Annotated in this window: 20 protein-coding genes and 1 tRNA gene; 8 read left to right on the forward strand and 13 right to left on the reverse strand. The window is 65.8% G+C overall.

Annotation, left to right across the window (positions count from 1 at the left end; genetic code table 11):
• The first annotated feature begins 58 nt into the window (after positions 1-58).
• Positions 59-925 carry a hypothetical protein gene (locus tag BUC15_RS02875; RefSeq protein ID WP_073186048.1) on the forward strand — a complete coding sequence of 289 codons (867 nt, stop codon included), beginning with the start codon at positions 59-61 and terminating at the stop codon, positions 923-925.
• Here BUC15_RS02875 and BUC15_RS02880 read toward each other — a convergent pair.
• The 4 genes from BUC15_RS02880 to BUC15_RS02895 are packed head-to-tail and all read right to left on the reverse strand — an operon-like array spanning position 911 to position 6,211.
• Positions 911-3,418, reverse strand: coding sequence for a GIY-YIG nuclease family protein (locus BUC15_RS02880; protein ID WP_073186049.1), 2,508 nt, complete (start codon positions 3,416-3,418; stop codon positions 911-913). The two genes, BUC15_RS02875 and BUC15_RS02880, sit on opposite strands and share 15 nt — an antisense overlap.
• Positions 3,415-5,019 (reverse strand): Eco57I restriction-modification methylase domain-containing protein, encoded by a 1,605-nt coding sequence (locus tag BUC15_RS02885; RefSeq protein ID WP_073186050.1) that lies wholly within the window; start codon positions 5,017-5,019, stop codon positions 3,415-3,417. The genes BUC15_RS02880 and BUC15_RS02885 overlap by 4 nt, the downstream gene beginning before the upstream one ends.
• On the reverse strand, positions 5,016-5,657 hold the full coding sequence (locus BUC15_RS02890) for a hypothetical protein (RefSeq protein WP_073186051.1): 642 nt from the start codon (positions 5,655-5,657) through the stop codon (positions 5,016-5,018). Before BUC15_RS02890 ends, BUC15_RS02885 begins: the two co-directional genes overlap by 4 nt.
• A gap of 2 nt (positions 5,658-5,659) precedes the next feature.
• On the reverse strand, positions 5,660-6,211 hold the full coding sequence (locus BUC15_RS02895; RefSeq protein WP_073186052.1) for a hypothetical protein: 552 nt from the start codon (positions 6,209-6,211) through the stop codon (positions 5,660-5,662).
• Positions 6,212-8,278: 2,067 nt separating this feature from the next.
• Between BUC15_RS02895 and BUC15_RS02910 the strand changes: the two genes are divergently transcribed.
• Together BUC15_RS02910 and BUC15_RS02915 are read left to right on the forward strand one after the other, a co-directional pair.
• Positions 8,279-8,512, forward strand: coding sequence for a type II toxin-antitoxin system ParD family antitoxin (locus BUC15_RS02910; RefSeq protein WP_073186055.1), 234 nt, complete (start codon positions 8,279-8,281; stop codon positions 8,510-8,512).
• Positions 8,509-8,799, forward strand: a complete 291-nt coding sequence (locus BUC15_RS02915) for a type II toxin-antitoxin system RelE/ParE family toxin (RefSeq protein ID WP_073186056.1) — start codon at positions 8,509-8,511, stop codon at positions 8,797-8,799. The genes BUC15_RS02910 and BUC15_RS02915 overlap by 4 nt, the downstream gene beginning before the upstream one ends.
• Positions 8,800-9,181: 382 nt before the next feature.
• Here the strand turns inward: BUC15_RS02915 and BUC15_RS02920 are convergent, their stop codons facing one another.
• The 3 genes from BUC15_RS02920 to BUC15_RS02925 are packed head-to-tail and all read right to left on the reverse strand — an operon-like array spanning position 9,182 to position 12,376.
• The gene (locus tag BUC15_RS02920; protein ID WP_217652089.1) at positions 9,182-11,881 is read right to left on the reverse strand and encodes a cation-translocating P-type ATPase; all 2,700 of its coding nucleotides are present in this window, start codon (positions 11,879-11,881) and stop codon (positions 9,182-9,184) included.
• 23 nt (positions 11,882-11,904) lie between these two features.
• Positions 11,905-12,054: a hypothetical protein gene (locus tag BUC15_RS21185; protein WP_425443325.1), complete on the reverse strand. Its 150-nt coding sequence runs from the start codon at positions 12,052-12,054 to the stop codon at positions 11,905-11,907.
• A complete protein-coding gene (locus BUC15_RS02925; RefSeq protein WP_139280069.1) occupies positions 11,990-12,376 on the reverse strand; it encodes a YobI family P-loop NTPase in 387 nt (128 codons plus the stop codon). Before BUC15_RS02925 ends, BUC15_RS21185 begins: the two co-directional genes overlap by 65 nt.
• Positions 12,377-12,674: 298 nt before the next feature.
• Between BUC15_RS02925 and BUC15_RS02930 the strand changes: the two genes are divergently transcribed.
• From BUC15_RS02930 to BUC15_RS02940, 3 genes are all read left to right on the forward strand, one after another.
• Positions 12,675-12,750, forward strand: a tRNA-Pro gene (locus BUC15_RS02930).
• 102 nt (positions 12,751-12,852) lie between these two features.
• Complete coding sequence (locus BUC15_RS02935; protein WP_217652090.1) at positions 12,853-14,409, forward strand: Eco57I restriction-modification methylase domain-containing protein; 1,557 nt, start codon at positions 12,853-12,855, stop codon at positions 14,407-14,409.
• A gap of 10 nt (positions 14,410-14,419) precedes the next feature.
• Complete coding sequence (locus BUC15_RS02940; RefSeq protein ID WP_073186059.1) at positions 14,420-15,109, forward strand: PaeR7I family type II restriction endonuclease; 690 nt, start codon at positions 14,420-14,422, stop codon at positions 15,107-15,109.
• A gap of 266 nt (positions 15,110-15,375) precedes the next feature.
• On the opposite strand, the gene BUC15_RS02945 is transcribed toward BUC15_RS02940, so the two are convergent.
• The 5 genes from BUC15_RS02945 to BUC15_RS02965 all read right to left on the reverse strand — a co-directional run bounded on the left by BUC15_RS02945 (position 15,376) and on the right by BUC15_RS02965 (position 21,562).
• Positions 15,376-16,668 carry a hypothetical protein gene (locus BUC15_RS02945; RefSeq protein WP_073186060.1) on the reverse strand — a complete coding sequence of 431 codons (1,293 nt, stop codon included), beginning with the start codon at positions 16,666-16,668 and terminating at the stop codon, positions 15,376-15,378.
• A 106-nt stretch (positions 16,669-16,774) separates the two neighbouring features.
• Positions 16,775-17,491, reverse strand: coding sequence for an HAD family hydrolase (locus BUC15_RS02950; RefSeq protein ID WP_073186061.1), 717 nt, complete (start codon positions 17,489-17,491; stop codon positions 16,775-16,777).
• A gap of 60 nt (positions 17,492-17,551) precedes the next feature.
• On the reverse strand, positions 17,552-20,017 hold the full coding sequence (locus BUC15_RS02955; RefSeq protein ID WP_425443326.1) for a glycoside hydrolase family 65 protein: 2,466 nt from the start codon (positions 20,015-20,017) through the stop codon (positions 17,552-17,554).
• The gene (locus BUC15_RS02960) at positions 20,017-20,733 is read right to left on the reverse strand and encodes an HAD family hydrolase (RefSeq protein ID WP_073186063.1); all 717 of its coding nucleotides are present in this window, start codon (positions 20,731-20,733) and stop codon (positions 20,017-20,019) included. Before BUC15_RS02960 ends, BUC15_RS02955 begins: the two co-directional genes overlap by 1 nt.
• Before the next feature lie 13 nt (positions 20,734-20,746).
• Positions 20,747-21,562: an Fpg/Nei family DNA glycosylase gene (locus tag BUC15_RS02965; RefSeq protein ID WP_073186064.1), complete on the reverse strand. Its 816-nt coding sequence runs from the start codon at positions 21,560-21,562 to the stop codon at positions 20,747-20,749.
• Between the two features lie 114 nt (positions 21,563-21,676).
• Between BUC15_RS02965 and BUC15_RS19775 the strand changes: the two genes are divergently transcribed.
• Both BUC15_RS19775 and BUC15_RS19780 read left to right on the forward strand, forming a co-directional pair.
• Entirely contained in the window at positions 21,677-21,850 is a 174-nt protein-coding gene (locus BUC15_RS19775) for a hypothetical protein (RefSeq protein ID WP_175558227.1), read from the forward strand.
• A 235-nt stretch (positions 21,851-22,085) separates the two neighbouring features.
• Entirely contained in the window at positions 22,086-22,232 is a 147-nt protein-coding gene (locus tag BUC15_RS19780) for a hypothetical protein (protein WP_175558228.1), read from the forward strand.
• A gap of 35 nt (positions 22,233-22,267) precedes the next feature.
• Here the strand turns inward: BUC15_RS19780 and BUC15_RS02970 are convergent, their stop codons facing one another.
• Positions 22,268-23,968 carry a glycoside hydrolase family 13 protein gene (locus tag BUC15_RS02970; protein ID WP_073186065.1) on the reverse strand — a complete coding sequence of 567 codons (1,701 nt, stop codon included), beginning with the start codon at positions 23,966-23,968 and terminating at the stop codon, positions 22,268-22,270.
• Between the last annotated feature and the right edge of the window lie 91 nt (positions 23,969-24,059).

Genomic DNA, 24,059 nt, shown 5'->3' on the forward strand with positions numbered 1-24,059 from the left:
GTGCATCCCATGACGTAGTATTACCACGGGACAGAATTACTCATTATTGGGATGGCTTATGCGTACGCTGGAAATCACCTACAACCAAGCGCTGACCAAGGCCCAGAAGATCAGAGGTCTCCCAGTTCGCGTGGTGCAGGCGCGGCTCAAAGAACTCGGCCAGAAGTTGAGTCTGGCTTCGTTGAATCGTCGTAGGTGGGGTGAGCAACCAACTCCGCTCCCCGACCTTGCGCTGTGGTCCAAAGCATGCGCTGTGCCGCTTCACGACATGCTGGACACCGACCCAGCCTTTGCGGCGGGCCGAATGCGACGGACAATCATGGCGATTGACCGCCTCCTTCGTTGGTACCAAGAACTCGAAGCCGAACTGGGACCAGACTGGATGGGGCGAAGACGCCAGTCGGACCGAGAGACGTGGCAACTGGCAGTGGAAATCGAGGTTCGCCTTTGGCGAGAAGTTCGCGGGCTGAGCTACGAACAACTTTCGAAACGCTGTGCTGAGCAGGGCTGGGATGTGGGGAGCAGCGTCCTGCACCGAATCTGCACAGCTAAGGGCGGCAAGCAACTCGATGTGGACGAGCTGAACGCGTTGGCTCGGGCGTTCGGCCATGCCAACTTCGGCGAAATGGCGCTCGCAGACCCAAATGAGCCTGAGGAGCCGGAAGTCCTGCGTTGGGAGGATGCCCCGATGGCGGGACGACAGTCGTCGCATCGCCTCTTGGCGCAGCTCATGGAGGACGACCAACAACTTCAGTTGGAAGTTGAGCTCGGACGACTTCGGGCACGGATCGAGCGCCTACAAAGAGAGCTTGTCGACGAGCACTACCGTCATCCCAAGACTGATCCCAACGGGGACCCCATCGCGGGTGCGTTCCCGCCGTTCATTCTGCCCGCGTTCCTTCGACGACCGTCAAACTGGGGCTGACGCGACTGTGTCCCACAAGCCGATCTGTTCGTTGCTGTGCCGTCGCTCGCGCTCCTCATCGGTTAGTGCGTAGTCGAGGCTTGCCGACTCGAAGCGCTTGAACTGGTAGATGGCGTGGTTGAGGTGGTTGGCGTTGAACAGTCCGATCTGGTTCAGCGTCTTGAAATCGTCCACCGTTAGGCCGGTCACCCGCTCAAACAGGGCCGAGTCGAGAGACTCGATGACGTGCTTCAGGGCTTCTTCGCGGTAATCCGTGGTGTACATGAACACCGGGATCTTGGCGAGGAACTTCTGGAGCTTTTCGCGGATCTCCTTGCGCTTGGAGGCGGTCTCGGTCTGCTTCTTCTTCTGGTCGCCGTCGAGCTTGCCACCCTGTTCGCGCTTGGCCTTCTTCAGGTCCTTCGTGTTCGTGATGACCGTCTGGGCATGATCGACGAGGGCCCGGAAGTCTTCGATGTTCTCCAGCGACTCCATGAGGGCTGGCTGGGCGAGCACAGCTCCCAGCGTGTGCTCGTTCACCGAGACCAAGGTCGGCGAGTTCCAGCGCCGTGCGAGCGCCGCTGCGCCGATGCCAGCGGTGGCCCAGTCGAGCACGGCGGTGGCATCGAGCTGGGTCATCGCGCCGCCGGTGAAGCCGTAGATCGGTAGGTAGTTGATCAGCTCGCCGATCGCCTGAGCGGGCGTGGTGTCGGCCGTGGTGGCCAGCTTGGCACCGTACTCGGCCACCAGAGACAGTGCCCGGTTGGGGTCGAACTCGAAGACGTAGCAGACCGGCTTGCGCAGGTCGAGGTTGCCCTCGGCGTCGATGTAGGCCCATGGGGACTGAACGCGGAACGCGGCCTGGAAGTAGGACTCAGGGCTCTTCAGCGAGCGCAGCATGAGGATCGCTCCCCACTCGCGGACGGTGACGCCGGTCATGAGCTTGCCGACAGACAGCGTGATGGAGCCGACGCCGTTGCCCTTCTTCACATCCTCGATCGCCGCCTCCACCGGGGGCAGCGCGGCCATGCCTTGGCCCGCCTTGTTGCCGGCCGCGACGACGATCTCGAACTGGGAGAAGTACGGGTGCTGGGCGAGCAGGTCTGCCATCGCGAAGCAGGCCGCGACGTTGTTCATGTACCAGACGGAGTGCTTCACGGCATCCTTGAAACGAACCGCCTCGAACGGGAACGGCGGCTTGTCCTGGGTGAGCACTTGCAGCTTCATCTGGTCCGACAGCTTGCCGCGCAGCATCTCCAGGAACTCAGCGACCTCGTCAGGCCGCTCGAAGGCGAATGTGCCATCGTCGGCCTTGGTGGCCTTGAAGAACTCGTTGAGGCTGAACCCGTTGAACTCGCCGTCTTCGGCGTACTCAGCGGCGTCCTTGCCCATGTCGTAGGAGTACATCTCCATGCGGGGCAAGGTGGCGTACGGGTTCGGGCCCCCGGCCGGGTCCCAGTCCTGCTTCTCGCGCTGCTCGTCGACGTAGGTCCAGTTGAAGATCGCATCCTCAGTGAACTCACCGTCGGTGATGGCCCGGAACGGGGTCCCGGACAGGTAGAGGTAGTGGTCCGCCTTGACCTTCAGCTCCTCGGTGAGGTCCTCGGTCGTGACGCCGTCGTCGTCCTCGTCCAGGTCACGAATCCCGGCGAGCTCCTTCTGGTCGGCTGGGTCGTAGAGCTCGCGAGCGGAATCGCGCCAGGCGCCGAAGTGGTACTCGTCCAGGACGATGGCATCCCAGTCGATGAGGTGGATGACCTCGTTCTTGGCCTTGATGTTGCCGTCGGCATCACGGCCACCCAGGTCCTGGAGTGACGCGAACCAGACCACTGGTCCGGCGTAGTCCGCCGCGTCGTCGCGCTCTTCAGCGGTCGACTCCTTGTCGACGTAGCGCCAGCCGTCGAAGTCGACGTGGCTGACCAGGTCGTCGTGCCAGGCGGTGGCCACGGCGGGCTTGAAAGTGAGGACCAAGACACGCTGCCAGCCCATCTCCTTGGCCAGCTGGTAGGTGGTGAAGGTCTTGCCGAACCGCATCTTGGCGTTCCACAGAAACTTGGGCGCCTTGGTGCCAACGTGGTTGCGGAAGTAGCTGGCGGTCAGGTCCACGGCGGCCTGCTGCTCGGGGCGCATGCCGAACGACTGGGTCCGCTTGGGCTGGTAGGCGATGCCGGAGCGCACCACCTGGATGGCGGCCTTGACCTCGTCGAGGGTGGCCTCGAACCACTCGCCGCCCGTGCGGTTGATGCCGGCGGCCACGAGTGCAGTGTGGACGTCGTGATCGGAGAACTCCGTGCCGTCAGTGCGGGTGGCCGGCTCGTCGAGCAGGATGTCGACGCCCTTGAGGCCCGGGTAGGCGGTGTTGAGCTGCTGCTTCACACGGGCGCGGGCCGTCCCCTTGGTGGTCTGGCCGACCTTGACGAGGCCGACGCCGTCGACCAGCGCCGTGCCCTCGGCGCGGGTCCACGGTTCGGTGTCCTTGCCGAGGACGGTGTAGACGTAGATCCGGTTGCTCACTCGTCATCCTCCGGCTCATCGTCAACTGCACCCGGCCGGTACTTGGAGCCGCCGGGCAGGTGGCTCGCTGGGATCGGCGAGTCGAGAGACCAGTTCACATCACGGGGCGCGATGGCACCCTCGACATACTCACGCTCGTCACGGGTGAGGCCGAAGTTGTCGTACAGCTCCTCATCGGTCCACGAGCGAGTCATGTCCAACATCGGGACGAATCGGAATCGATCGGGGGTCAGGTGCTGAGTGATCTTGCGCTGAAGCACCAAGAACCTATAGAGGCGAGTCGTCATGTAGGAGGCGTAGTTCTCGGTCTCATCACGGGTGTCGAAGGTGTCGGCGATGAGATAGGTCTGCGTGCAAGCGGAACCAGGAGCCAAAGCAATGGGCTCTCCAAGTACGTATGAGATCTCCCGACCGTGCCCATCCCCAGCCATGGGGATAAGCACCTTCCACCGGTCGACCCAGTCGTGAAGCCGCTCGAGCTGGTCAGGGCGGACGTAGCCAATCCGCGAGCCGTAAACCACCGGGACACTGCCAGGGAAGGGCTGGTCCTCGGAGCCACTGAAGTTGGTTCGCAGTCCGAAGGGCACTTGGGGCCCGAACCGCTCCTCCACGCTCGGCAGCCCAGCACCTAGAACCTTCCTGACGATCGAGGCAGCTCGGTTATCCCGCATCAGGACGCCGTCACCAGCGCGAAGATCACGGGTCATCGTGGAGACGATCTTGCCGTCGATGCGGGTCGAGAACTCGCAGTCGCCATCGTGGTCGCGATCCCAGAGGAAGTAGGAGACGCCACCCTTGATCTCGACGCCCGGGAAGCAGTCGAAGAGCTTGGGGTTGTCCACCAGCTTCGCCAGGCGCCGGTCGGCAATCATGCGCGCACGGAACTCATTGAGACCGAGGCCGCCCGCGAACCAACGCGAGGGGGTGATCATCACCAGGTACCGGGGGTCGAGGTCGATGGCATGCTCGACGAACTTCTGGTAGATCGGCATGGTTCGGGTGTTGCCGTCTGAGTCGATTTGGTACGGCGGGTTGCCGACGATCACGTCGAACTTCATGTCTGCCATCTCCTTGGTCGGGTAGGCGCCGTGGATGAACGAGTAGGCGTAATTCTCGCGGCTGTCACCTCGTTCGAGGTCTTGCGGTGCGTTGCATAGTGCGCAACGACCACCGCCGCTGAAGTCATGCTCAGCCGGGACGAAGGGCAGGTTGCCCTCGGGGTCGTCGAAACGCACCACGCTGTGGGTGCCGGAGGCGTCGGCGGCGCAGTAGACGCTTCGGCGGGAGATGATCCCGGTCATCTCGGTGATCGACGCTCCGTGCAGCATGTTGCGGAAGATGTGCTCGCGGCGCTTGACGAAGTCGGGTTCCCATTCGGCCAACCCGTCGAACAGGCGGGTGGCCACCTCCCGCAGGAACACCCCGGACTTGCTGAACGGGTCCAGCCAGACGAAGTCGGGGCGGCTCCAGACGTCGGTTGGCAACAGGTCCAGCATGGCTCGGGCCACCTTGGGCGGCGTGGGCACCTCATCGTTGGACAGCTGCGCCAGGCAGTCGAGGATGTCGGGGACGTGCGCCCCGAATCGGGTCGTGGTCGTCATGCTCGCACCTTCTTCGGGGCCTTCACGGGCTCAGGGTTCTCTATCAACAGCGAGTAGTGGATCGGCGCAGCATCGCGACGAGGTTCAGTGAACGCAGAGAAGAGGTCGTCGCCCGCTTCTCCTGCGGTGGACCACTCACGGGTGAAGGTGCCGTTCCGGCCCGGCTGGTAGTCGACCCACTCGATGGTGTCGAGATCGGTCAGGGTGTTAGCCAGCACGATGTTGGTTCCCAGGATGGCCTCGACGGCACTCGCGAAGCCGGGCGTGGGCACCTTGGTGTTGAGGTCGTTGTCTAGGTGGGACTGCATGACGTGCTTGAGTCGCTCCTTGGACTCCGCGACGTTCTCGGGATCGATGTCGACGGCGTAGATCGAGGCCAGAGCGCGCAGCAGCCGGTGTTCGTAGAATTGGGTCGACGCGTAGCGCAGCGAAGTGACGTGGGCGATCTTGCGTAGCAGTATCTCTTCCAGAAAGTTGCCCGAGCCGGCCGCCGGTTCGAAGAACTTGCGGTCGGTGTTGTTGGGGTCAGTCTCGCTGGGGAACATGTCGGGGACCAGGTCGAGCATCGCCGTGACTTCGCGGGTGTGCGTGTAGACCTCGGCAAGGTCACGAACACGCTGGCGCGTCTTGATTTGCACTGCTAGGCCCTTCCACGATCCCGTTCGAGATCGCCGATGTCACCGTCGGACAGAGGGCGACCCCGCCACACGTTAGTGACCCGCGCCGAGCTGAGCTGCGCACGCAGACCATCAATCACCCCAACTATCTCGGCGCGGATCTTCATGTCGACGTCATCGTCCGTCTCGGGATTCCCAAGCATCGGCGCCGCGGCAAGATACGCCGCCTCGCGTTCATCATCCGCTCCGAATGGGATGTGACGGAAGACAGTCCCCTTCGTGATTGGCAATTCCTCGGACGACGCACGCAGGAGGGCCGCGAAGCGGGCTTCGGCTCGCGTGCGTTCGAGCCCCGAGCCGGGCGCAGGCCCCGTCGCCTCCGCTGCCAACCAGTCCGCTACCCCAAGAGCGTGCAACTCCTCGAAAGCAGCCATCAGCGACACGGCGTCTGTCAGCCGGTCGCGCAGGTGCTGACGGCGCCGGTCGCCCGACACGATCCAGAGAGAGGCACCCACCGCCAGCACCGCGGCGACTGCCGCGACTGACGTACTCACGGCGGTGACCCACTCGAGCATCCTGAGCCCCTTCCACTGTTCAGGACCATTGTTCCTTGAACGACTGACAGACGGGTGGAGGCGGGCCGGGCAAGGGCCCGAACGCTCTGCCTCATCCTGAAATGCGACGGCAGGGGGTGGCGCTCAGTCAGGCGTATCGCGGGTCGCTTCGGCGACAGCCAGTCTCAAGCCGGCTTCTGCGTCCTCGACAGTCCCCCAAGACGACGTGGCCACGGCTCGCCCGAGGGCATACATCGTGCGTGAGTCGTGGGCACCAAGCTGCCTGGCCGACCATGCCAGGTGTCTAAGAGCGTGGAGTGGAACTGCGTTGTCAGCTACGTGCTCCAGCGCGTACATGACTTCATCCAGACCGTGGACTGCTGAGAGCGCAACGGCAACCACTGACGGTTCACACCAGGCGTCCGGAGCGGCGTAGTTCAAGTCGGTGTCGTCGGCGCCGGCGGGAGCACCCCAGTCGCCACGGTCGCCAAATGGCTCACCGTCAGGCCACCACGCGCCGGTTTCCGCATCGTCTGGCGTATCGCCAATGGTCGCACCGCAGATTGCCAGGGAAGGATGCAGCAGAGGCGAGTCTGAGTACTGATGAGCGAGACCGACGCCACGTAGGAGCATGGACCACATGGCCAGCCACAGCGAAGGTCGACCATCGCGAGTTGCGTCCATCATTCGCATGCAGCGGCTCAACACGCGGGGGTCCAACAGAGGCTCAGCCAAGGCCAGACTGATGCCCAGGACTGCTTCACGGCAGGTCCGCGGCGACTTGGGAAACCATGCCTCAGCGTCACCAATACGGTCTCGACTCGTCACCCATCTACAGTGTCAGCGTCACGGAGGAACCCAGATATGGCGGCAGATTCGCGGGTGAAAGCAAGACCGGGATTCCCCAAGGGACGCTAAGATTCTGAGCCGTCACCCGACCCCGATTCCTGACTCCCACGCCTGGAGACCAAGTGCGACTTCCGGGCGAGCAGGTGGAGCAGCCAAGGCCTGAGTGCCGCGCGCGCCTTCCATGCCGAATTCGGACCCAGCGCGGCCCAGCGCGGCGGGATTCCTGCCAGCCGGTCGCTGGGAGCGCATGGGGCTCATCGTGACTGTTCCCATGGCGCCATTGCCACGGCCCGCGTTGGGCTCGCATCACGATGGGCCCCCGCCCATCGCCCAACTTTGCTTCCGTCTTCAAGCTGCGGCAAGGCCGGGCCTGATGGAGCAATCTCGCCCGGCAGGACCGAAGGCGGGGTCCCAACGACCATCAAGCCGAGCCGACTCGACCCGAAGCGCCGACCGAGGGCCCCCGCGAGATGCCTCGGAGCACTCGTCGGTTGGCGCCTCAGAACCAGTGGCGCGGAGCACTACGCGTCTGAAGCCGCGACCGGGCTCGCAGTGCAGGCCGAAGGCCGGAGAAGCGAGCCCTGACATCGTCGTAGACGTCAACCGCGCCGGACTCATCAGCGATCGTGACCAGCAGCGCAAACGGGACCGTGGTGGGAGAGTTGTCGAGAGCTCCACTCCTCCGCGCTACATACGCAAGCTCCAGTCTCGGCAGTTCGATCTCCCCCGGTTTGAGGCTTACTCGATAGTGGCGAACGGTCTCCCATTTCCCGCTATCGCGGAGCTGAGCCTCCGATGCGCCCGCCCGGGCCGCTCCCAGCGTCTTCGTGACCGGTTCTTGGCTTGCGGTCCATCCCTCCGATAGGAGAGCAGCAGCATCGGAACTACCAATGTCGAGAGGCGTCGTCGTCCACCTCACCGAGCAATCCCCCTGGAGTGGGCTGATCATCGACAGCATCGGCCGACTCCGAAACCTCCCGGCACCCGCGACCTGACCCCCAGACCTCCACACGACCCTCTGAATCACGAAGCTCTCGGCCTGGAAACCCGCCCCGCAGACGTCACGCGGAGTCTTGTCACACCCACCTGCAAGAATCAGAACAACCCCGACGCCACCGGCGCCGACCAGCCCCACACAGGCCCGTCATGAAAGATCGAGGTTAGCGTCAGTGCGAGTCAGGACGGCTCGTCAGCAGGTCTGCCGGACTGATCGCTACCAATCATTGGCAGTCTTCTGTCATGGCGCAGAACACGTCGATCAGCTTGGATGATCACTTCACGGACTTCCTTTCCCGCGAGGTCTCGTCGGGTCGTTACCGCTCCGCCAGCGAGGTCATCCGCGCCGGCCTCCGGCTCCTCGAGGACCAGGACACACGCTTGGGGGCTCTTCGTGCGGCTCTGGTCGCGGGCGAGGAGAGCGGCGTGCCGGAAGAGTTCGACTTCGACGCCTTCATCGCCGCGAAGAAGTCGTGAGCAACTACCGTCTCTCCCCAGCCGCGCAGCGCGACCTCTCGTCGATCTGGGACTCCACCGAGGAGCGCTGGGACATCCGCCAAGCAGAGACATATGTGACAGAGATCAGGTCTGCGATTGAACGTATCGCCGACGATCCTCGTCGCGGGCGCTCCTGCGACGAGATCCGCGTCGGCTATCGGCGGTATGGCATTGGCAGCCACGCGCCTTTCTACGTCGAACGCGCCGGCGGCGTCGACGTCATCCGGATTCTGCATCAACGGATGGACCCGACGAGGCACCTGTAAACGCGCCTACCTGCCCGATCTCCGGCCCGTTGCGTTGGGGTTCACGCCCTTGGGGGCGGTTGAGGGGGTCGCCCTGCTCGTCGCGCCACCGGATCGGCTGTTCGCGATCGCGCTCGTCGGCATCGCCGGCGTGGCCGGGCTCGCAGCGTGGCGCAGCGGGTCCTCACGGAGGGGGTGGGCGCTGCTGAGCCTGGCCGGTGCCGTGCTGAGTGAGATGGGGTGGTCACACGAACTGTTCGACCTGGTGGGGTCGGCGGTGCTGATGAGGGCCGACCTTGCGGGTGAGGCCGGATACGCGATCCGTGAGGGCAGCCCGCGGGGGGCAACGGATCGACACTGTCGGGTAGGTGGCGCCCTCCGCGGGCACTCTCAGCCCCGCGCCTCAGCGACTGGCGCCGAAGACGCGTCGGCTCGCCCACTTGCCGAGCTCGACCACGAGGAAGATGCCGAGGCTCAGCAACAGCACGCCGAGCCAGTGCGCGAGGTCGAGCGGGGCGGATCCGAACCAGGAGTGCATGAACGGCGCGTACACGTAGACCGCCTGCAGCGCGATCATCAGGCCCGCGGCGACCCACACCGCCCGGTTGCCCACAAGCACCCGCGGGGTCAGCGACGAGCTGTTCAGGAAGCGGCAGTTGAACAGGAAGGCGAGCTGGCCGAGCGCGAGCATCGTGACCGCGGTCGTCTGGCCGATGGCGTACGTGTCGGCGTTCGCGCGGCCGTAGAGGTACACGCCGAGGGTGGCGCCGCCGATGAGCACCGACGTCCACAGGACGAGCGCGATCGCGCGCGGCGCCAACACCTGCTCCTTGGGGGAGCGCGGAGGGCGCTCCATGATGCCGGGCTCGGCCGGCTCGCCGGCCAGGGCGAGCGACAGCGTCAGGGCGGTGACGAGGTTGATCCACAGGATCTGCACCGGCGACAGCGGCAGCGCCCAACCGAAGAGCACCGCGACGAGGATGACCAGCGCCTGGGCGCCGTTGGTCGGCAGCAGGAAGACCACCGACTTGCGGATGTTGTCGTAGATCCGGCGCCCCTCCTCGACCGCGCGCTCGATGGTGGCGAAGTTGTCGTCGGCCAGCACGATGTCGGCGGCCTCCTTCGTCGCCTCCGTGCCCTTGATGCCCATGGCGACGCCGACGTCGGCCCGCGTGATCGAGGGCGCGTCGTTGACGCCGTCGCCGGTCATCGCGACGACCTCGCCGTGGGTCTGCAGCGCCTGCACGATGCGCAGCTTGTGCTCCGGCGACGTGCGGGCGTAGATGTCGACGTCGCGCGCGACCTCGGCGAGCTCCTCCTGGCTCATGGCCTCGAGCTCGGCGCCGGTCAGGGCGGGGACGTCGCCCTCCGCGGGGGCGATGCCCAACTCCCGCGAGATCGCGACGGCGGTGCCCGCGTGGTCGCCGGTGATCATCTTCACGCGGATGCCTGCGGTGTGGGACTCGCGGATCGCGTCGCGCACCTCGGGCCGCGGCGGGTCGACGATGCCGCAGAGGCCGAGGAAGGTGAGGCCGGAGTCGAGGTCGTCCAGCTCGATGCCCTCCACGCCGTCGGCGGGGCGGGAGGCCGCAGCCAGGACGCGCAGGCCCTTCCCGGACAGCACGTCGATGTGGTGTTCCCAGGCCTCGCGGTCGACGCCCACCAGCTCGCCGTCGTGGCCGAGCTGGGTCGTGGCCCGGTCGAGCAGCCGGTCGGGCGCGCCCAGCGCGTGGACGACGCGACCGACGCCGGGGACGTCGTCGAGCGTCGCGGAGAACTTGTGGGCGGACTCGAAGGGCACCTGCGCCACCCGCGCCACCGCCTCGATGTCCGCCCCCGCCTTGGCCGCCAGGACGTCGAGCGCGCCTTCGGTCGGCTGGCCGACGACGCGCCAGCCCTCCGGCGTCTCCTCGACCCGCGCGTCGTTGGCTGCCCCGGCCGCGGTGACGAGCGCCGCGAGGTCCGGGTGCTCGGCCAACTCGGCGACGGCGCCGTCGGCGGTGACGCGGCCCTCCGGCCGGTAGCCGGTGCCCTCGACGTCGTAGGTGCCCTGCGCGGTGACGACGGTGCGCACCGTCATCTCGTTCTGGGTGAGGGTGCCGGTCTTGTCGGAGCAGATCGTCGTGACCGAGCCCAGCGTCTCGACGGCGGCCATCTTGCGGGTGATGGCGTTGCGCTTCGCCATCTGCTGCACGCCGAGGGCGAGGGTGATGGTGACGAGCGCGGGGAGGCCCTCGGGCACGGCGGCGACGGCGAATCCGATGGCGGCCGAGATCAGGTCGTCGGCGGCGAGGCGGTGCACGAAGTAGCCGATGGCCAGCATGGCGACGGCGAGGATGCCGATGAGGCCCGCCAACTGCGTGCCCAGCCTGTTCAGCTGCCGGGCGAGCGGGGTGTCGAGCTTGTCCTGCTCGGCGACGAGCGCGGAGATCTTGCCGATCTCGGTGCGACCGCCGGTCGCGACCACGACGCCCTCGGCGGTGCCCGTGGTGATCAGGGTGCCCGAGAAGAGCATGGAGGTGCGGTCGCCCACGCCCGCGCCCGCCTCGACGGCGTCGACCTCCTTCTGCGAGGGCACCGACTCGCCGGTGAGGGCGGCCTCGTCGGCCTGCAGCGACGACGCGGTCACGAGCCGCAGGTCCGCGGGCACGCGGTCGCCGGAGCGCAGCCGCACGATGTCGCCGGCGACGAGCGTCGCGGCGTCGACGACGCCCCAGGTGCCGTCCCGCAGCGCCTGGGCCTCCTGCGACTGCATCGTCTGAAGGCTGGCGAGCGCGGACGCGGCCCGCCCCTCCTGGATGAAGCCGATGAGCGCGGTCGCAACGATGACGACGGCGATGACGGTGAAGTCGATCCAGTCGCCGCTGATCGCCTTGAGCGCCGCCGCGGCGATGAGGATGTAGACGAGCAGGTCGTTGAAGTGGGCCAGGAACCTCAGCCAGGCGGGCTTCGGAGCCGGCGTCGGGAGCTCGTTCCCGCCGTCCCTTTCGAGGCGCAGGTCGACGTCGGCGGTGGTGAGCCCCGCGGCTGACGAGCCGAGCGACGCCGCGACGGCGTCGGCCTGCTCGGCCCAGGGGGTGGCTTCGGTGGGGGTGATGGTCACGGGGCCAGCCTATCCTCCCTCTTTCATGAGGCGGCTTGAGAGCTGCCAGCTGGGCTGTCGGCGCCCGATCTGAACACTGGGCCGGGTGAGGGCGTGATGCGACGAAACCTAGATTTGGGTAACTCCCTGCCCGGCAGGCTGTAGAGCAGTTGCTTGACGATCTCTTTCTGAATCTGGTTCGTTTTTTTCACCCAGCGAACTGTCTGCGCTTTCTGTCTCGTCGGACTCGTTGCCCTCTTGCCCGTTGGTTGGCCTCACACCGACGCTCGACAGGGAGACCTGCACGATACGAGCCTTGAACTCGGGGTTCTTGCGCAGCCCCGCCAAGATGCTGCTTTTGCCGCTCCCGTACGGGCCGGTCAAGGCAATGTTGCGAACATCTGGCTGCGAGAGCGCAGCCTCAAGGCGATTGAGGTACGTGGAGTGATTCTTCGCCTCGTAGACGGGCATGAGAGAACTGCCGTCGGAGTTCGCCTGCTCTATCTCGCCCACCACGCCTTGATGATAGGGCTCACTAGCCGTCAGGCAGGGCTGGACCCACCGTGGCGGAGCTCCCGCCGTCAGGGAGGCGCGTTCTCGAGAGAAGCCCTGGAAGGCATCGAGTGGCTGCTGAATGAGGGCCCACACCACCCTTCCCGCCCCCGCAGCCCATGAGGGAGGGCATGTGCCGTTCCGAGTTGGGAGCAAGAAGCTCTCACCTGTAGTGTTGGCACCGCACATCTGTACAGGCCCGCGTACAACTTAGTTAGGTTGGCCGGTTAGGTTGGCGAAAAGTAGGGGCGAAAGCCCTTGCCGGGGCGTAGCGTAGTGGCTAGCGCGCCTGCTTTGGGAGCAGGAGACCGCAGGTTCGAGTCCTGTCGCCCCGACCACTAGCGAGTCGGCCTCTGTTCTCGAATGGGCATCGGGGCACCACACAAACGCACTCACGACGCGTCACACCAGGCGGGTAGGGTCTGGGACGGAGGTGCGCGGTGACAGTGACGACGACCGGCGAGGTGTTCACACGCCGTTGGGTGGTAGACATGATGCTCGACCTTGCCCGCTACAACGGCGAAGTGTCGAAGAGCGTTGTGGAGCCCAGCATCGGTTCCGGCGCGTTCGTGGGGCCAATTGTGGAGCGGCTGGCTGCATCCGGCGCGCCATGGACTTCGATGTTCGACTCACTGCGCGGCTACGATCTACGCTCTGAGCACGTCGAAAGCTGCAAGACGCTGTCCCGCTCGATTCTGGTCAACGCCGGCTGTCCGATTGCAGACGAGCTGGTCGATGCGTGGTTCCACACCGCCGACTTCCTGCTCACGGACGTGCCGGAGGCCGACCTTGTGATTGGGAACCCGCCATACATCAGAGCTGACAACCTCGACCCGACGCTCCTGGCGGCCTACCGCCACTACTGCCCGACCATGAGCCGCCGCGCAGACATCTTCGTCGGATTCTTCGAGCGCGGGCTGGACCTGTTGAAGCCGGGCGGCAGACTCATCTATATCTGCGCCGACCGCTGGATGCGCAACGGCTACGGCAAAGACCTCCGAGCCAAGGTTGTGCGTGACTTCGCCGTGGACGACGTTCTAGTCATGCATGAGGCCGACGCCTTCGATGACAAGGTTTCCGCCTACCCGGCCATCGTCAACATCCGGGCGGGCAAGCAAGGTCAGGTCAATGTCGCCAACGCCTCCGATACCTTCGGCGACGCCGCCGCCCGCCACTACCTGAGCTGGCGCGACACGCACGAAGACGGCTACTACGGCACCGACGCCGCAACCGCCCGGATGGACCACTGGCACACCACCAGCGCTGTCTGGCCTGACGGCACCCCAGACGAATTGGCATGGCTGGCCGACCTCGCCCGGTTCCCGCTGATTGAACAAGCAGGGGTCACGCTGGGCATCGGTATCGCTACCGGCGCAGACAAGATCTACATTCAGCGCGACGCCGATGTCGAAGGCGACCGACTGGTCCCAATGGTCACGCCCGCCGCGATCAAAGGACCGACCTTCAACTGGACCGGCGAGCATCTGGTCAGCCCGTGGCAAGGCAGGTCGTTGGTCAACATCTCCGAATACCCGAAATTGCACCACTACTACGAGCGCCACGGTGAGCAGCTTCGCAGCCGCAACGTCGCCAAGCGTGCGGCGAACTGGTGGCGCACCATCGACAGCTTCAATCCGGCCCTACTCGAATGCGACTTGCTGGTGATGCAGGACATGAAGCTGCACGCCCACCCTGTGCGGGTGCCAGCGGGCTTCTATCCGCACCACGGGCTCACTTGGTTCATGAGCCACGGGTGGGACTTGGATGTACTGGGTGGCCTGCTGCTGTCCGAGCCCGTCGAGCGTCAGGTCGCAGCTCACTGTGTGCGGATGCGAGGCGGCACCCTAAGGTTCCAGCCGACAGTTCTGCGAATGGTTCGCATTCCAAGGCCAAGTGAAGTTCCGGCGTCCGTTGCGGCAGATCTGGCCAAGGCGTTCCGTGCCCACGATCGCGCGAGGGCCAGCGCCGCCGCCTGGCGGACGTTCCCCACTCTGTAGGGTTCAGGCCATGGACGAAGCGGACCGGAATCGCATCACCGAAGCCGTCGACTTCTGGGTCAAGACCAAGCTGGAACAGCAGACCCAGTCGGAGGCCGCAGGCACGGCGCAAGGCGGCACCAGGGCCGCGGTCACCGGAGGAAGACACCTGGCAGGAATCAACACCCTTCTCATGGATGAACTCGAGTCCCTCGGCCTGCCAGGTCTCGACGCCTGGTTCGACCGGGGCGCAACCGTCCCTGGCTACTACCGGGCCTCGAAAAACTGGGATCTGCTCGTAACTGTAGAGAGGCGCCCGGTGCTCGCGCTGGAGTACAAGAGCATGACGGGCTCAGAAGGTAAGAACCTCAACAACCGTGCCGACGAAGTGATTGGTGCTGCACAGGACCTGCGGCGTGCCCAGGAGCACGGCTTGCTGCCAACTGGCTTGAAGCGTGGCTACGTCTTTCTTATGGAGGTGACCCCGGAGGTCACGAGGCCGGTTGGTGTCACCAGCAGAGTCGGCACCCCCGACCCAGTCTTCAATCAGGCCACCTATCTGGATCGAATGGCAATCATGTGTGAGCGTCTCCGCGACGACGGTCTCTACGACATGGCATGGGCGCTGGGCATCCTCCGCACCCCGGTTGGATTCGTCGAGCCCCGCGAGAGCGTGAACTGGGACCGGTTCAAGAACGACCTACGACTCGCATTCGGGTAAGTGACAGGGCAGGCTGCAGCGACCATCAGGACCCCGTGCTTGGAGCCCTTCCCGTCGCCGTTGTCGGCCAGGTCAGGTGGTCGCGGCCAGCGACTGCCCGGGCAGCACCTGTAGGGGCAGTCAAGAGGCCCGGGGCACAGGCAGAGGCCGATACTCGACACGAGACACACCAGAATCGACCACTGGTCGATTTTCAGAAGGCCAGCGACCGCGGCCACGGCTCCCCTAGCAGGGCCTGCTGGGAGGTTCACGCAACGCGCACATCCCTACGGGACCGACAGCCAGGCGACATCGTTCGAGTTCGGCCGCACCGACAGCGCCGACAACTTCCTCGCCTCGGCGACCTGGGCGCACGCAGCCGCGTGCAGCCCCCGCTCGGACTCCCCGAGCCCTGCGGCGAACAACTTGGCGACGGCGACGTCGCGGCCCCGCTCGACCCTTTCGTCGGTCGAGATCCTGCCATACCCGAGGGCCGCGACCGCCTCCACTCCGAGCCGGTCGAAATCGCCGACCGGCCAGGCTCCCGCCGCTAGATCGACCGGCGCCACCTGGTGGACGGCAAGCAGTAACACGTCGTCGACGAGCCCCCGAGACAGAACCGTGGTGGCAGACTCCCGGGCCTGCTCGGCGAGCGGCAACCCCAACCGGGTGGCCAGATGACACGCTACCGCCGACCACGCCGTCGGAGACTCCTCCATACCCCCCAGAAGGAAGTCGACGCGGTCCAGAATCCGGTCATCGACCGAAGTCTCGAGCAGATGCCTCAGCGCCACGTAACACCAGGCGTCGTCATTGCTCTGTTCCCTGACCAGCATGGCCCGGAGCCCGGAGAGCGGACGGTAGGAACCGACCTCGAACAGGGTCTGGCCACCAGGCCCCCAGAGCCCGACGGTGGTGAGCCCTTCCGGCGGGTAAACCTCGAACTCGTCGTCGACCTCCTCGACTCGGGTGCGATCTTCGACGGTCACGACACCGTCCGGCGCCACGACCTCGACGGCGTAGCCCCGCTCGACGTATCTGACCCACGGTAGCCAGGACGGTTCGGACGGCACGTCGAGCAGGTCGCCCTGATACGCCTCGTAGGTCCAGGCAGCGCTCAGCGTATGTCGCGCCCGCAGCGTCAACTCCGCCTCCAGCGGATAGCCGACCCCGGAGCCTTCGCCCGGTGTAGAGAGCCCACGCCGCTGGGTAAGCAGGCCGGGCCCCTCCTCAGACGGAAGTACGATCTCACCCGACGCGCCCGCGAACCAGGAGACCGCGGGTCGCGGGCCGCTGACCGCCATCACAGGGCCGGGCACCACCACCAGGTCGTCGCTGTCCGACTCGACCGAGATCTCGACGCGGAGCCGCTGGCCAGACCGAAACCTCACCCTCGCTGTGACGCCTTCCTCGTGCTCGATGTCGACGCCGACGGACTCACCCGCCACCCGTGGCGTCAGCCAACCTGGGAAGGTGATGGCGAGCTTGTGCAGCCGCCCCGACCCGGTGATCTCAATCCCGTCGGGCAGCAGCCGGGATTCGAAATGCTCGGAGACCGAGCCCACCAGCTCAATGCTCATGGATGTGCCCCTCGGGGCTCTGTCCAGCCATGGAGACCTCCACCTGACGACCCTTCGTTCTCCGGCCAGCCTATCGGGGGCCCGGAGGAGCCTCGTGTCACTTGGCTCAAGACAGCGACACCTCCGCAAGATCCCGCAGCACCAGATCCGCTCCGGCCCTGCGCAGTCGCCCGGCCCCGATTCCCCGGTCGATGCCGACGACAAGGCCGAACCCCCCGGCCGCCCCTGCCTCGACGCCGACGACGGCATCCTCGAACACCACGCACTGCTGTGCTGGTACCCCTAGCAGTTCCGCCGCCTGAAAGAACATGTCAGGGGCAGGCTTTCCCGCCAGGTGTCGCTCAGCGACCATCTGGCCGTCGACCACCACGTTGAAAAAGTCCCTGAGCCCAGTCGAGCGGATCACCGACTCTGCGTTCCTTGACGATGAGACAGCTGCGAGCAGCCTGCCACCATCTGCCAGCTGACGCACGAGAACCTCCGACCCCGGATAGGCGCGCACGCCGCCGCCCCGCACGATTGCGCCGAAAAGCTGATTCTTGCGGTTCCCTAGCCCGTTTATGGTGTCAGCCGACGGATCATCGTCGGGCTCACCCTCGGGTAGAAAGATCCCGCGGGAGGCGAGAAGGTCACGAACGGCATTGAGGCGCAGCTTGCCGTCGAGATGGGCGAAATAGTCCCCCGTGCCGTAGAGACGCTGGCCGGGGATCGACGCCAGGAAGGGGGCAAAAGTCTCACGCCAGGCGCGCATGTGCGCCTCGGCGGTCGGTGTGATCACACCGTCGAGGTCGAACAACCAACCCTGGAACCTGCCCCAGTTCATCTGGCCAGACTAATGCGGCCGCACCCGGTTCGCCGGATCGTGCCGGAGCTCCACGACCGGTCATACCTCGGGTAGCACCGACCTCACGACGGAGCCGTCGGCCCTGCGCAGCCCGACGATCGGGTGACTCCCCTTCAAAGACTCCAACCTCTCCCCTTGCCCATCGAGTTGCACGTTGACGGGGCCCTCGCCTTCGACCACGACACGCTCTCCCCGCACCGTTACTCCCACCGGCTCTCCAACCTCCAAGGAGAAGCCGATGGACGACGGCTCCAGACGGACCCGCAGCCGGGATCCGCGCACCTGCAGCGGAAACGTCATCGCGTCCCAATCCGCTGGCAGCCGAGGATCGAAACTGATCTCGCCGTCGTGATCGCGCAGACCCGCGAAGCCGTAGATCAGTGAGGCCCAGACGCCACCCGCCGCTGCCACGTGGACGCCGTCCCGGGCGTTGCTGTGCAGATCCCCCAGGTCCACGTAGAGGCCGTTGAGGAAGTACTTCATCGCCATGTCCTGATAGCCCACCTCCGCAGCGATGATCGACTGAACCGCGCCCGAAAGGGAGGAATCCCCGGTGGTGATCGGGTCGTAGTACTCGAAGTCGGCCCGCTTCTCCTGGTAGGAGAACTCGTGGCCCTGCAACAGCAGCGCCAACACGACATCTGCCTGCTTGACCACCTGGAACCGGTAGATGACAAGGGGATGATAGTGGAGCAACAGCGGACGCTTGCCGTCGGGGGTGTTCTCGAGATCCCACATTTCAGAGCTCAGGAACTTCTCATCCTGTGGATGGATACCGAACGTCTCGTCGAACAGCACCACCATCTTGTCGGCCGACTCCTCCCAGTCACCGATTTCCTCGGGCCGCAACTGCAACGACCTGCAGGCCCTCTCGTAGGACGCTGGGTCGGTGGTACGCATCTCCTTCAGGAGGCTGGCCGCCGAGCGCAGATTTGCCCTCGCCATCACGTTGGTGAACATGTTGTTGTTCACCACGGCGGTGTACTCATCCGGCCCAGTTACCCCGTGGATGTGGAATCTCGGTCCGCCATCGGCGTCCTGCCGCCAGAACCCGAGGTCTGCCCACAATCTGGCAGTCTCCACCAGGACGGCGACGCCTTCGCGGTACATGAAATCCCGGTCGCCGGTGATGTCCCGGTACTTGTCGAATGCGAAGGCCACGTCGGCGTCGATGTGGTATTGGGCGGTGCCCGCCGCATAGTAGGCAGACGCCTCCTCGCCGTTGATGGTCCGCCACGGGAAGAGCGCGCCGCGTTGCGACATCACCGCTGCCCGTGCGCGCGCCTGCGGAAGCAGGCTGGTGCGGTACCGAAGCACATTTCTCGCTACCTGCGGCGAGGTGTAGATCAGGAAGGGAACGAGGTAGATCTCGATGTCCCAGAAGTAGTGGCCCTCGTACCCGGAGCCGGTAACCCCTTTGGCCGCAATCCCCTGCTGGTCGCTGCGCGCGGTCGCCTGAGCCAACTGGAACAAGGACCATCGAACCGCCTGCTGGGTCGCAGGTTGGCCCTCGATCACGACATCGCTGTTCGCCCAGAACCCATCGAGCCAGGAACGCTGTGTTTCGAGGTAGTGCTCGAACCCGAACCCGCGGACGCGGTCGAGGGTCCGCTTGCACCTGTCCCCCAACTCCCCCACCGGAACACTCCGCGAGGTGTGGTAGGCCACCGCCTTGCGCACCCTGATCGGTTCCCCTTCCACCGCCTGGACGCGATATACCTGCTTGCCACGGTCGGGTTCGATCCTGACGATGGTTTCCACCGGGTTCTCCGTCTCGATCTCATGGTCGGCCGCAACGGCAAGCGACATCCGGGACTGCGTCGTCCGGTACCCGAGCAGCATCCGGCCACCCTCACACCAGTGTTGCTCCGGCTGAAGGATACGGACGCCCTGGCTGGCCGCCCTGCGGGGATCGAACCCCTCCTCGTCGTCGTCTGGCTGGTCGGTGAGACCGTCGGCGCGGTTGATGAGCTGTGAGCTGATCACCACCGGGGCATCGCCTTCAAGCATCGTCACCTCCAATTCCATCAAGGCGAGGTGCCGGTCGGTGAACGAGACCATCCGGGAGCTGCGGATTCGCACGCGTTTGCCAGCCGGGGTGCGCCACACCATGGTGCGGGTGAGGGTGCCCGAGCGAAAGTCCAACGAGCGCTCGTAGGAATCCAGGTCCGCCACCGAGAGGGTCAGCGGTTCGTCGTCGACATAGAGCTTCAGGATCTTCGCGTCCGGCACGTTGACGATCGTCTGCCCCGTGCGAGCAAAGCCGAACGCCTCCTCCGCGTGATTTATCGGCCAGGTCTCGTGGAATCCGTTGATGAAGGTGCCATGCGCGAACGCGGTGCGACCCTCTTCCGGGTTGCCCCGCATTCCGAGGTAACCGTTGCCCACCGCGAAGAGGCTCTCGGTGGCACCGACATCGGCGTCACTGCCCTCCACCTCGGTGAGGCTCCACCCCTTGACCGGGAACCTGGTCCTGTCCAGCGGGTCGGAAGCGATATCGCGGATCATGCGCCCACCAACTCGGAGAGGTCCGTGACCACGAGATCGGCGCCTGCCGCCAGTAGCGCGTCGGCGCCCGTTCCCCGGTCCACCCCGATGACGAGACCGAAACCGCCTGCCGCCCCAGCCTCGACACCCACGGTCGCGTCCTCGACAACCACGCACACGTTCTCGGGTACACCCAGCAGCGCGGCCGCATGTTTGAAGGCGTCGGGCGCCGGCTTGCCCTCGATGTCGTCGTGGGCCACGACTTCGCCGTCAACCACTACCTCGAACAGGTCGGCCAAACCGGTCGACTCGAGCACGACTCTGGCGTTGCGCGACGACGACACGATCGCCAACCGGAACCCTGCCGCGGCGAGTTCGCGGACCAACTCCTCGGAGCCCGGATAGGGCCGGATCCTCTCATCGGTGATGATCTGCCTGAACGCCTGGTTCTTTCGGTTGCCGAGGGAGACGACCGTTTCGGACGCGGGGTCGTCGTCCGGCGATCCCTCCGGCAGCACGAGTCCCCTGGAGGCCAGGAGATCGCGCACCCCGTCGATGCGGGCCTTGCCGTCGATGTGGGTGAAATAGTCGTGCTCGGTGTAGGGCTCCTGGTCGGGTAGCCCTGTGAGGAAGGGCTCGAACACCTGCCGCCAGGCCCGCATGTGTACCTCAGCCGTCGGCGTGATCACACCGTCGAGGTCGAACAGGATGGCTCGATAGTTGCTCCAAGTCATCAAACCACCCTACCTACGGGCGTGCGGCAGACTTCCTGCGTTGACAGCGCGGGCACCAGTACAGGTTGCGGCCCTCGAGCGTGGCGCAGCGCACCGGCGTTCCACACACCAGGCATGGCTGATCCGCTCTGCGATAGACGTAGACCTCGCCGCCGTGCCGGTCGACGCGGGCCGGGCGGCCCTGCGCCTCTGGGCCGTGGACATCGAGAACCGTGTCGATCCGTCCATGGACGACGCCATGTCCCATGAGGTTGACGAGGTCGTCCCAGACGATGCGCCAGGTGCGCGGATCGATGTCGCGTCCTGGGGTCATCGGGTTGATCCGGTGTCTGAAGAGCACCTCGGCACGGAAGATGTTGCCCACCCCGGCTGCGACCCTCTGGTCCATCAGCAGCGCAGCTATCGACTTGCCGGAACGCTTGAGGCGGGCGTAGCCGCGTGCTGGGTCGGCGTCCGGACGGAGGGGGTCGGGTCCACTGGCGTCGATCACCGCGTCCCTCTCGCCGGGTGTGAGGAGGCGACACCACTGCGGGCCGCGCAGATCCGCGGCGGTGACGCCGTCGGTGATCCTCAGCCGCACCTGACCCCAGGGCTCGGCGTAGTCCGCGAATCCGAGTTTCCCGATGAGCCCCAGGTGGATGTGGACCACACGGGCGTTGGCGAAGTCGACGAAGAGGTGCTTGCCGACGGCCTCGCCGCGCTCAAGCACGGTGCCGTCAAGCAGGCTGGTGTCGAAGCGCCGCTGCGGGGAGGTGACGGATACCGCCCGTCCGCCGAACGTGTCGGTCAACGCGGCGGCAAGGCGGTGGATGACGTGTCCCTCAGGCATCCTCCAAACCTAGCGTGGCCACCCTTGTGACGCGCGCTGGCTCGGGCACCGTTGTGGCCTACCGCCAAAGGCTGGCTGTGCCACTGGGTCGGGCACAACGGCTAGCCTGGGTCGATGAGCGAGCAGCCGCCGAGGGACTTCGGGAGAGACGGTGTGTCGGGTCTCGTCGACAAGGAGCGGGCGCTGCGTGCCCGCCTCTTGGGCGCCCCGCGCAGAACGATCGGGCCCGGGGAACAGCGAGACGCGCCCCCCGTTGAGCCCGGCCCCCAGCGCGAAGCGCCGCGTTGAGCCGTCGGCTCAACCGACGCGCTGGTTGAGCCGCCTTGCGAGGAACGAGCAAGGCGTGACGAATCCACCGTGGACCTTGTCCAGGGACCTGTGCTCCGGTTCCTGCACCGTGTGCCAGATGGTTTCGACACGGGCCGTTCGTTCCTCACGGCCCGGCTCAACCGACGCGCTAGCGGTCAATCCCAATGCGCGACCGTGCGGCGTGTCACCCCTTCCCCGCCGTTACGCTGACCGCATGGCGCAGAACACGAACCGAAACCTCAGGCAACTGGACCGACGGCTGAGCGAACGCTCGTCCGCGAACCTCGTCCTTCCGCGGATGATCAACGCACAGCGCGCCGCCAGACGACTGCGGGTCGCCCGCGCGAAACGTTCAGCTTAGGAACGTTTCGGCAACTACTTGCTCAGCGCAACCGCTCAGCGCCGGACCCAGACCGTGGTCTCCCCAGGCAGCTGGCCTTCGGTCAACGGGCCGCTGGAGACCAGCACCGTACCTTCGGGCAGTTCGACCGGCTCGGTGCCGAAGTTCATCACCGCACACCATCCGTTCGGCCGCTCGAATCCGAGCGTCGTAGCCGTCTGCTCGAACCAGGTGAGGCTTTCTGCACACTCCAGTTCGTGGCGCAGCGCCAGTGCCTGGCGATACAGGGTCAGGGTCGACCCGGGATCGCCCTCCTCCACGTCGACGGCGAAGTCGCCGAGCCAGGCCGGCTGCGGCAGGTGCGCACCTCCGGGACCGAACCCGAACGAGCCGCCCTCCCTCGTCCAAGGCAGCGGGACGCGACACCCGTCGCGGCCGATCTCGCGGCCCTCGCTCCGGAAGAACGCCGGGTCCTGACGGGCCTCGTCCGGAATCTGGCCGACCTCCTGAAGCCCCAGCTCTTCGCCCTGGTACAGGTAGGCCGACCCCGGCAGCGCGAGCATGAACAGCGTCGCGGCGCGCGCCCGACGCAGGCCCTTGGCCTGGTCGACGTCGGCCGGGTCGCCGCCGTCGAGCAGCCACCGCTTGCCGTCGTTGCCTCCCATGGTCGCGCCACCGCCGGGGGCTGCGGCCGACATTCCCTCCCCGTCGAGCCCGTAGCGAGTGGCGTGACGCACGACGTCATGGTTGGAAAACACCCAGGTCGTCGACCCACCGATCTCGGCGGCCGCCCGCAGGTTTCGGTCGATGATCTCGTAGAAGTGATCGGATTCGAAGCGCGCCCGCAGCAGGTCGAAGTTGAACGTCTGCCCGAGCCCCTCCGGCGATGAGTAGCGCGCCTGCCGGTGCGGCGCGACCCAAGCCTCGGCGACGGCCGTGCGCGGCGGGTCGTACTCGTTGAACACGGCACGCCACTCGGCGTACACTTCGTGCACCTCGTCGCGGTCCCAAAGTGGGTGCTGGCCGTCGCCGAACAGGTCGGTTCCTTCGAGGATGCGTGCGATCGCGTCGAACGCGGGATCCAGGTTCTTCTTGAGGCCGTGGGCCACATCGACACGGAACCCGTCGACACCCCGGTCGCTCCAGAAGCGCAGGGTCTTCAGGAAGTCGGCGTGCACGTCAGGGTGGTCCCAGTTGAAGTCGGGTTGTTCCTTCGCGAAGAGGTGCAGGTACCACTGGCCCTGGCTGCCGTCCGGTTCGATGACCTGCTCCCATGCGGGGCCGCCGAAGCCCGACGGCCAGGCGTTGGGGGGCAGCTCTCCTGCCTCGCCCTTGCCGTCACGGAAGATGTAGCGCTCACGCTCGGGCGACCCCTTGCCCGCGGCGACGGCGGCCTTGAACCACTCGTGCCGGTTCGACGAGTGATTGGGGACGATGTCGACCACGACCTTGATCTGGGCCGCGTGCAGCGCCGCGACCATCTCGTCGAACTCGTCGAGCGTGCCGATCTTCGGGTCGACGTCGCGGTAGTCGTCGACGTCATAGCCGCCGTCGGCCAGCGCCGACGGGTAGAACGGGCTCAGCCACACGGCGTCGACGCCGAGCTCCTTGAGGTATCCGACCCGCGAGGTGATGCCAACCAGATCACCGATGCCGTCGCCGTTGGCGTCCGCGAAGCTGCGTGGATAAATCTGGTAGACGACAGCCTGACGCCACCAATCGGGGGCATTGAAGACATCGTGTGAGGAGAGCGTCATTGGGTCGCCTGTCCTTCCCGGACCGTGAGTTGAGGCGCCCACCCGAGGGACTTCCCGGACTATTTTCGATGCGCAAATCAACTGTCTTGGT

The sequence above is a fragment of the Tessaracoccus bendigoensis DSM 12906 genome (genome assembly GCF_900141915.1).
GTDB classification, from domain to species: Bacteria; Actinomycetota; Actinomycetes; order Propionibacteriales; family Propionibacteriaceae; genus Arachnia; species Arachnia bendigoensis.

What these genes read in the sequence shown, in the direction of transcription:
- BUC15_RS02875 (WP_073186048.1), top strand. Translation starts at nt 59, where the DNA reads ATGCGTACGCTGGAAATCACCTACAACCAAGCGCTGACCAAGGCCCAG.
- BUC15_RS02885 (WP_073186050.1), bottom strand. Translation starts at nt 5,019, where the DNA reads ATGACGACCACGACCCGATTCGGGGCGCACGTCCCCGACATCCTCGAC.
- BUC15_RS02895 (WP_073186052.1), bottom strand. Translation starts at nt 6,211, where the DNA reads ATGCTCGAGTGGGTCACCGCCGTGAGTACGTCAGTCGCGGCAGTCGCC.
- BUC15_RS02910 (WP_073186055.1), top strand. Translation starts at nt 8,279, where the DNA reads ATGGCGCAGAACACGTCGATCAGCTTGGATGATCACTTCACGGACTTC.
- BUC15_RS02940 (WP_073186059.1), top strand. Translation starts at nt 14,420, where the DNA reads ATGGACGAAGCGGACCGGAATCGCATCACCGAAGCCGTCGACTTCTGG.
- BUC15_RS02945 (WP_073186060.1), bottom strand. Translation starts at nt 16,668, where the DNA reads ATGAGCATTGAGCTGGTGGGCTCGGTCTCCGAGCATTTCGAATCCCGG.
- BUC15_RS02950 (WP_073186061.1), bottom strand. Translation starts at nt 17,491, where the DNA reads ATGAACTGGGGCAGGTTCCAGGGTTGGTTGTTCGACCTCGACGGTGTG.
- BUC15_RS02960 (WP_073186063.1), bottom strand. Translation starts at nt 20,733, where the DNA reads ATGACTTGGAGCAACTATCGAGCCATCCTGTTCGACCTCGACGGTGTG.
- BUC15_RS02965 (WP_073186064.1), bottom strand. Translation starts at nt 21,562, where the DNA reads ATGCCTGAGGGACACGTCATCCACCGCCTTGCCGCCGCGTTGACCGAC.
- BUC15_RS19775 (WP_175558227.1), top strand. Translation starts at nt 21,677, where the DNA reads ATGAGCGAGCAGCCGCCGAGGGACTTCGGGAGAGACGGTGTGTCGGGT.
- BUC15_RS19780 (WP_175558228.1), top strand. Translation starts at nt 22,086, where the DNA reads ATGGCGCAGAACACGAACCGAAACCTCAGGCAACTGGACCGACGGCTG.
- BUC15_RS02970 (WP_073186065.1), bottom strand. Translation starts at nt 23,968, where the DNA reads ATGACGCTCTCCTCACACGATGTCTTCAATGCCCCCGATTGGTGGCGT.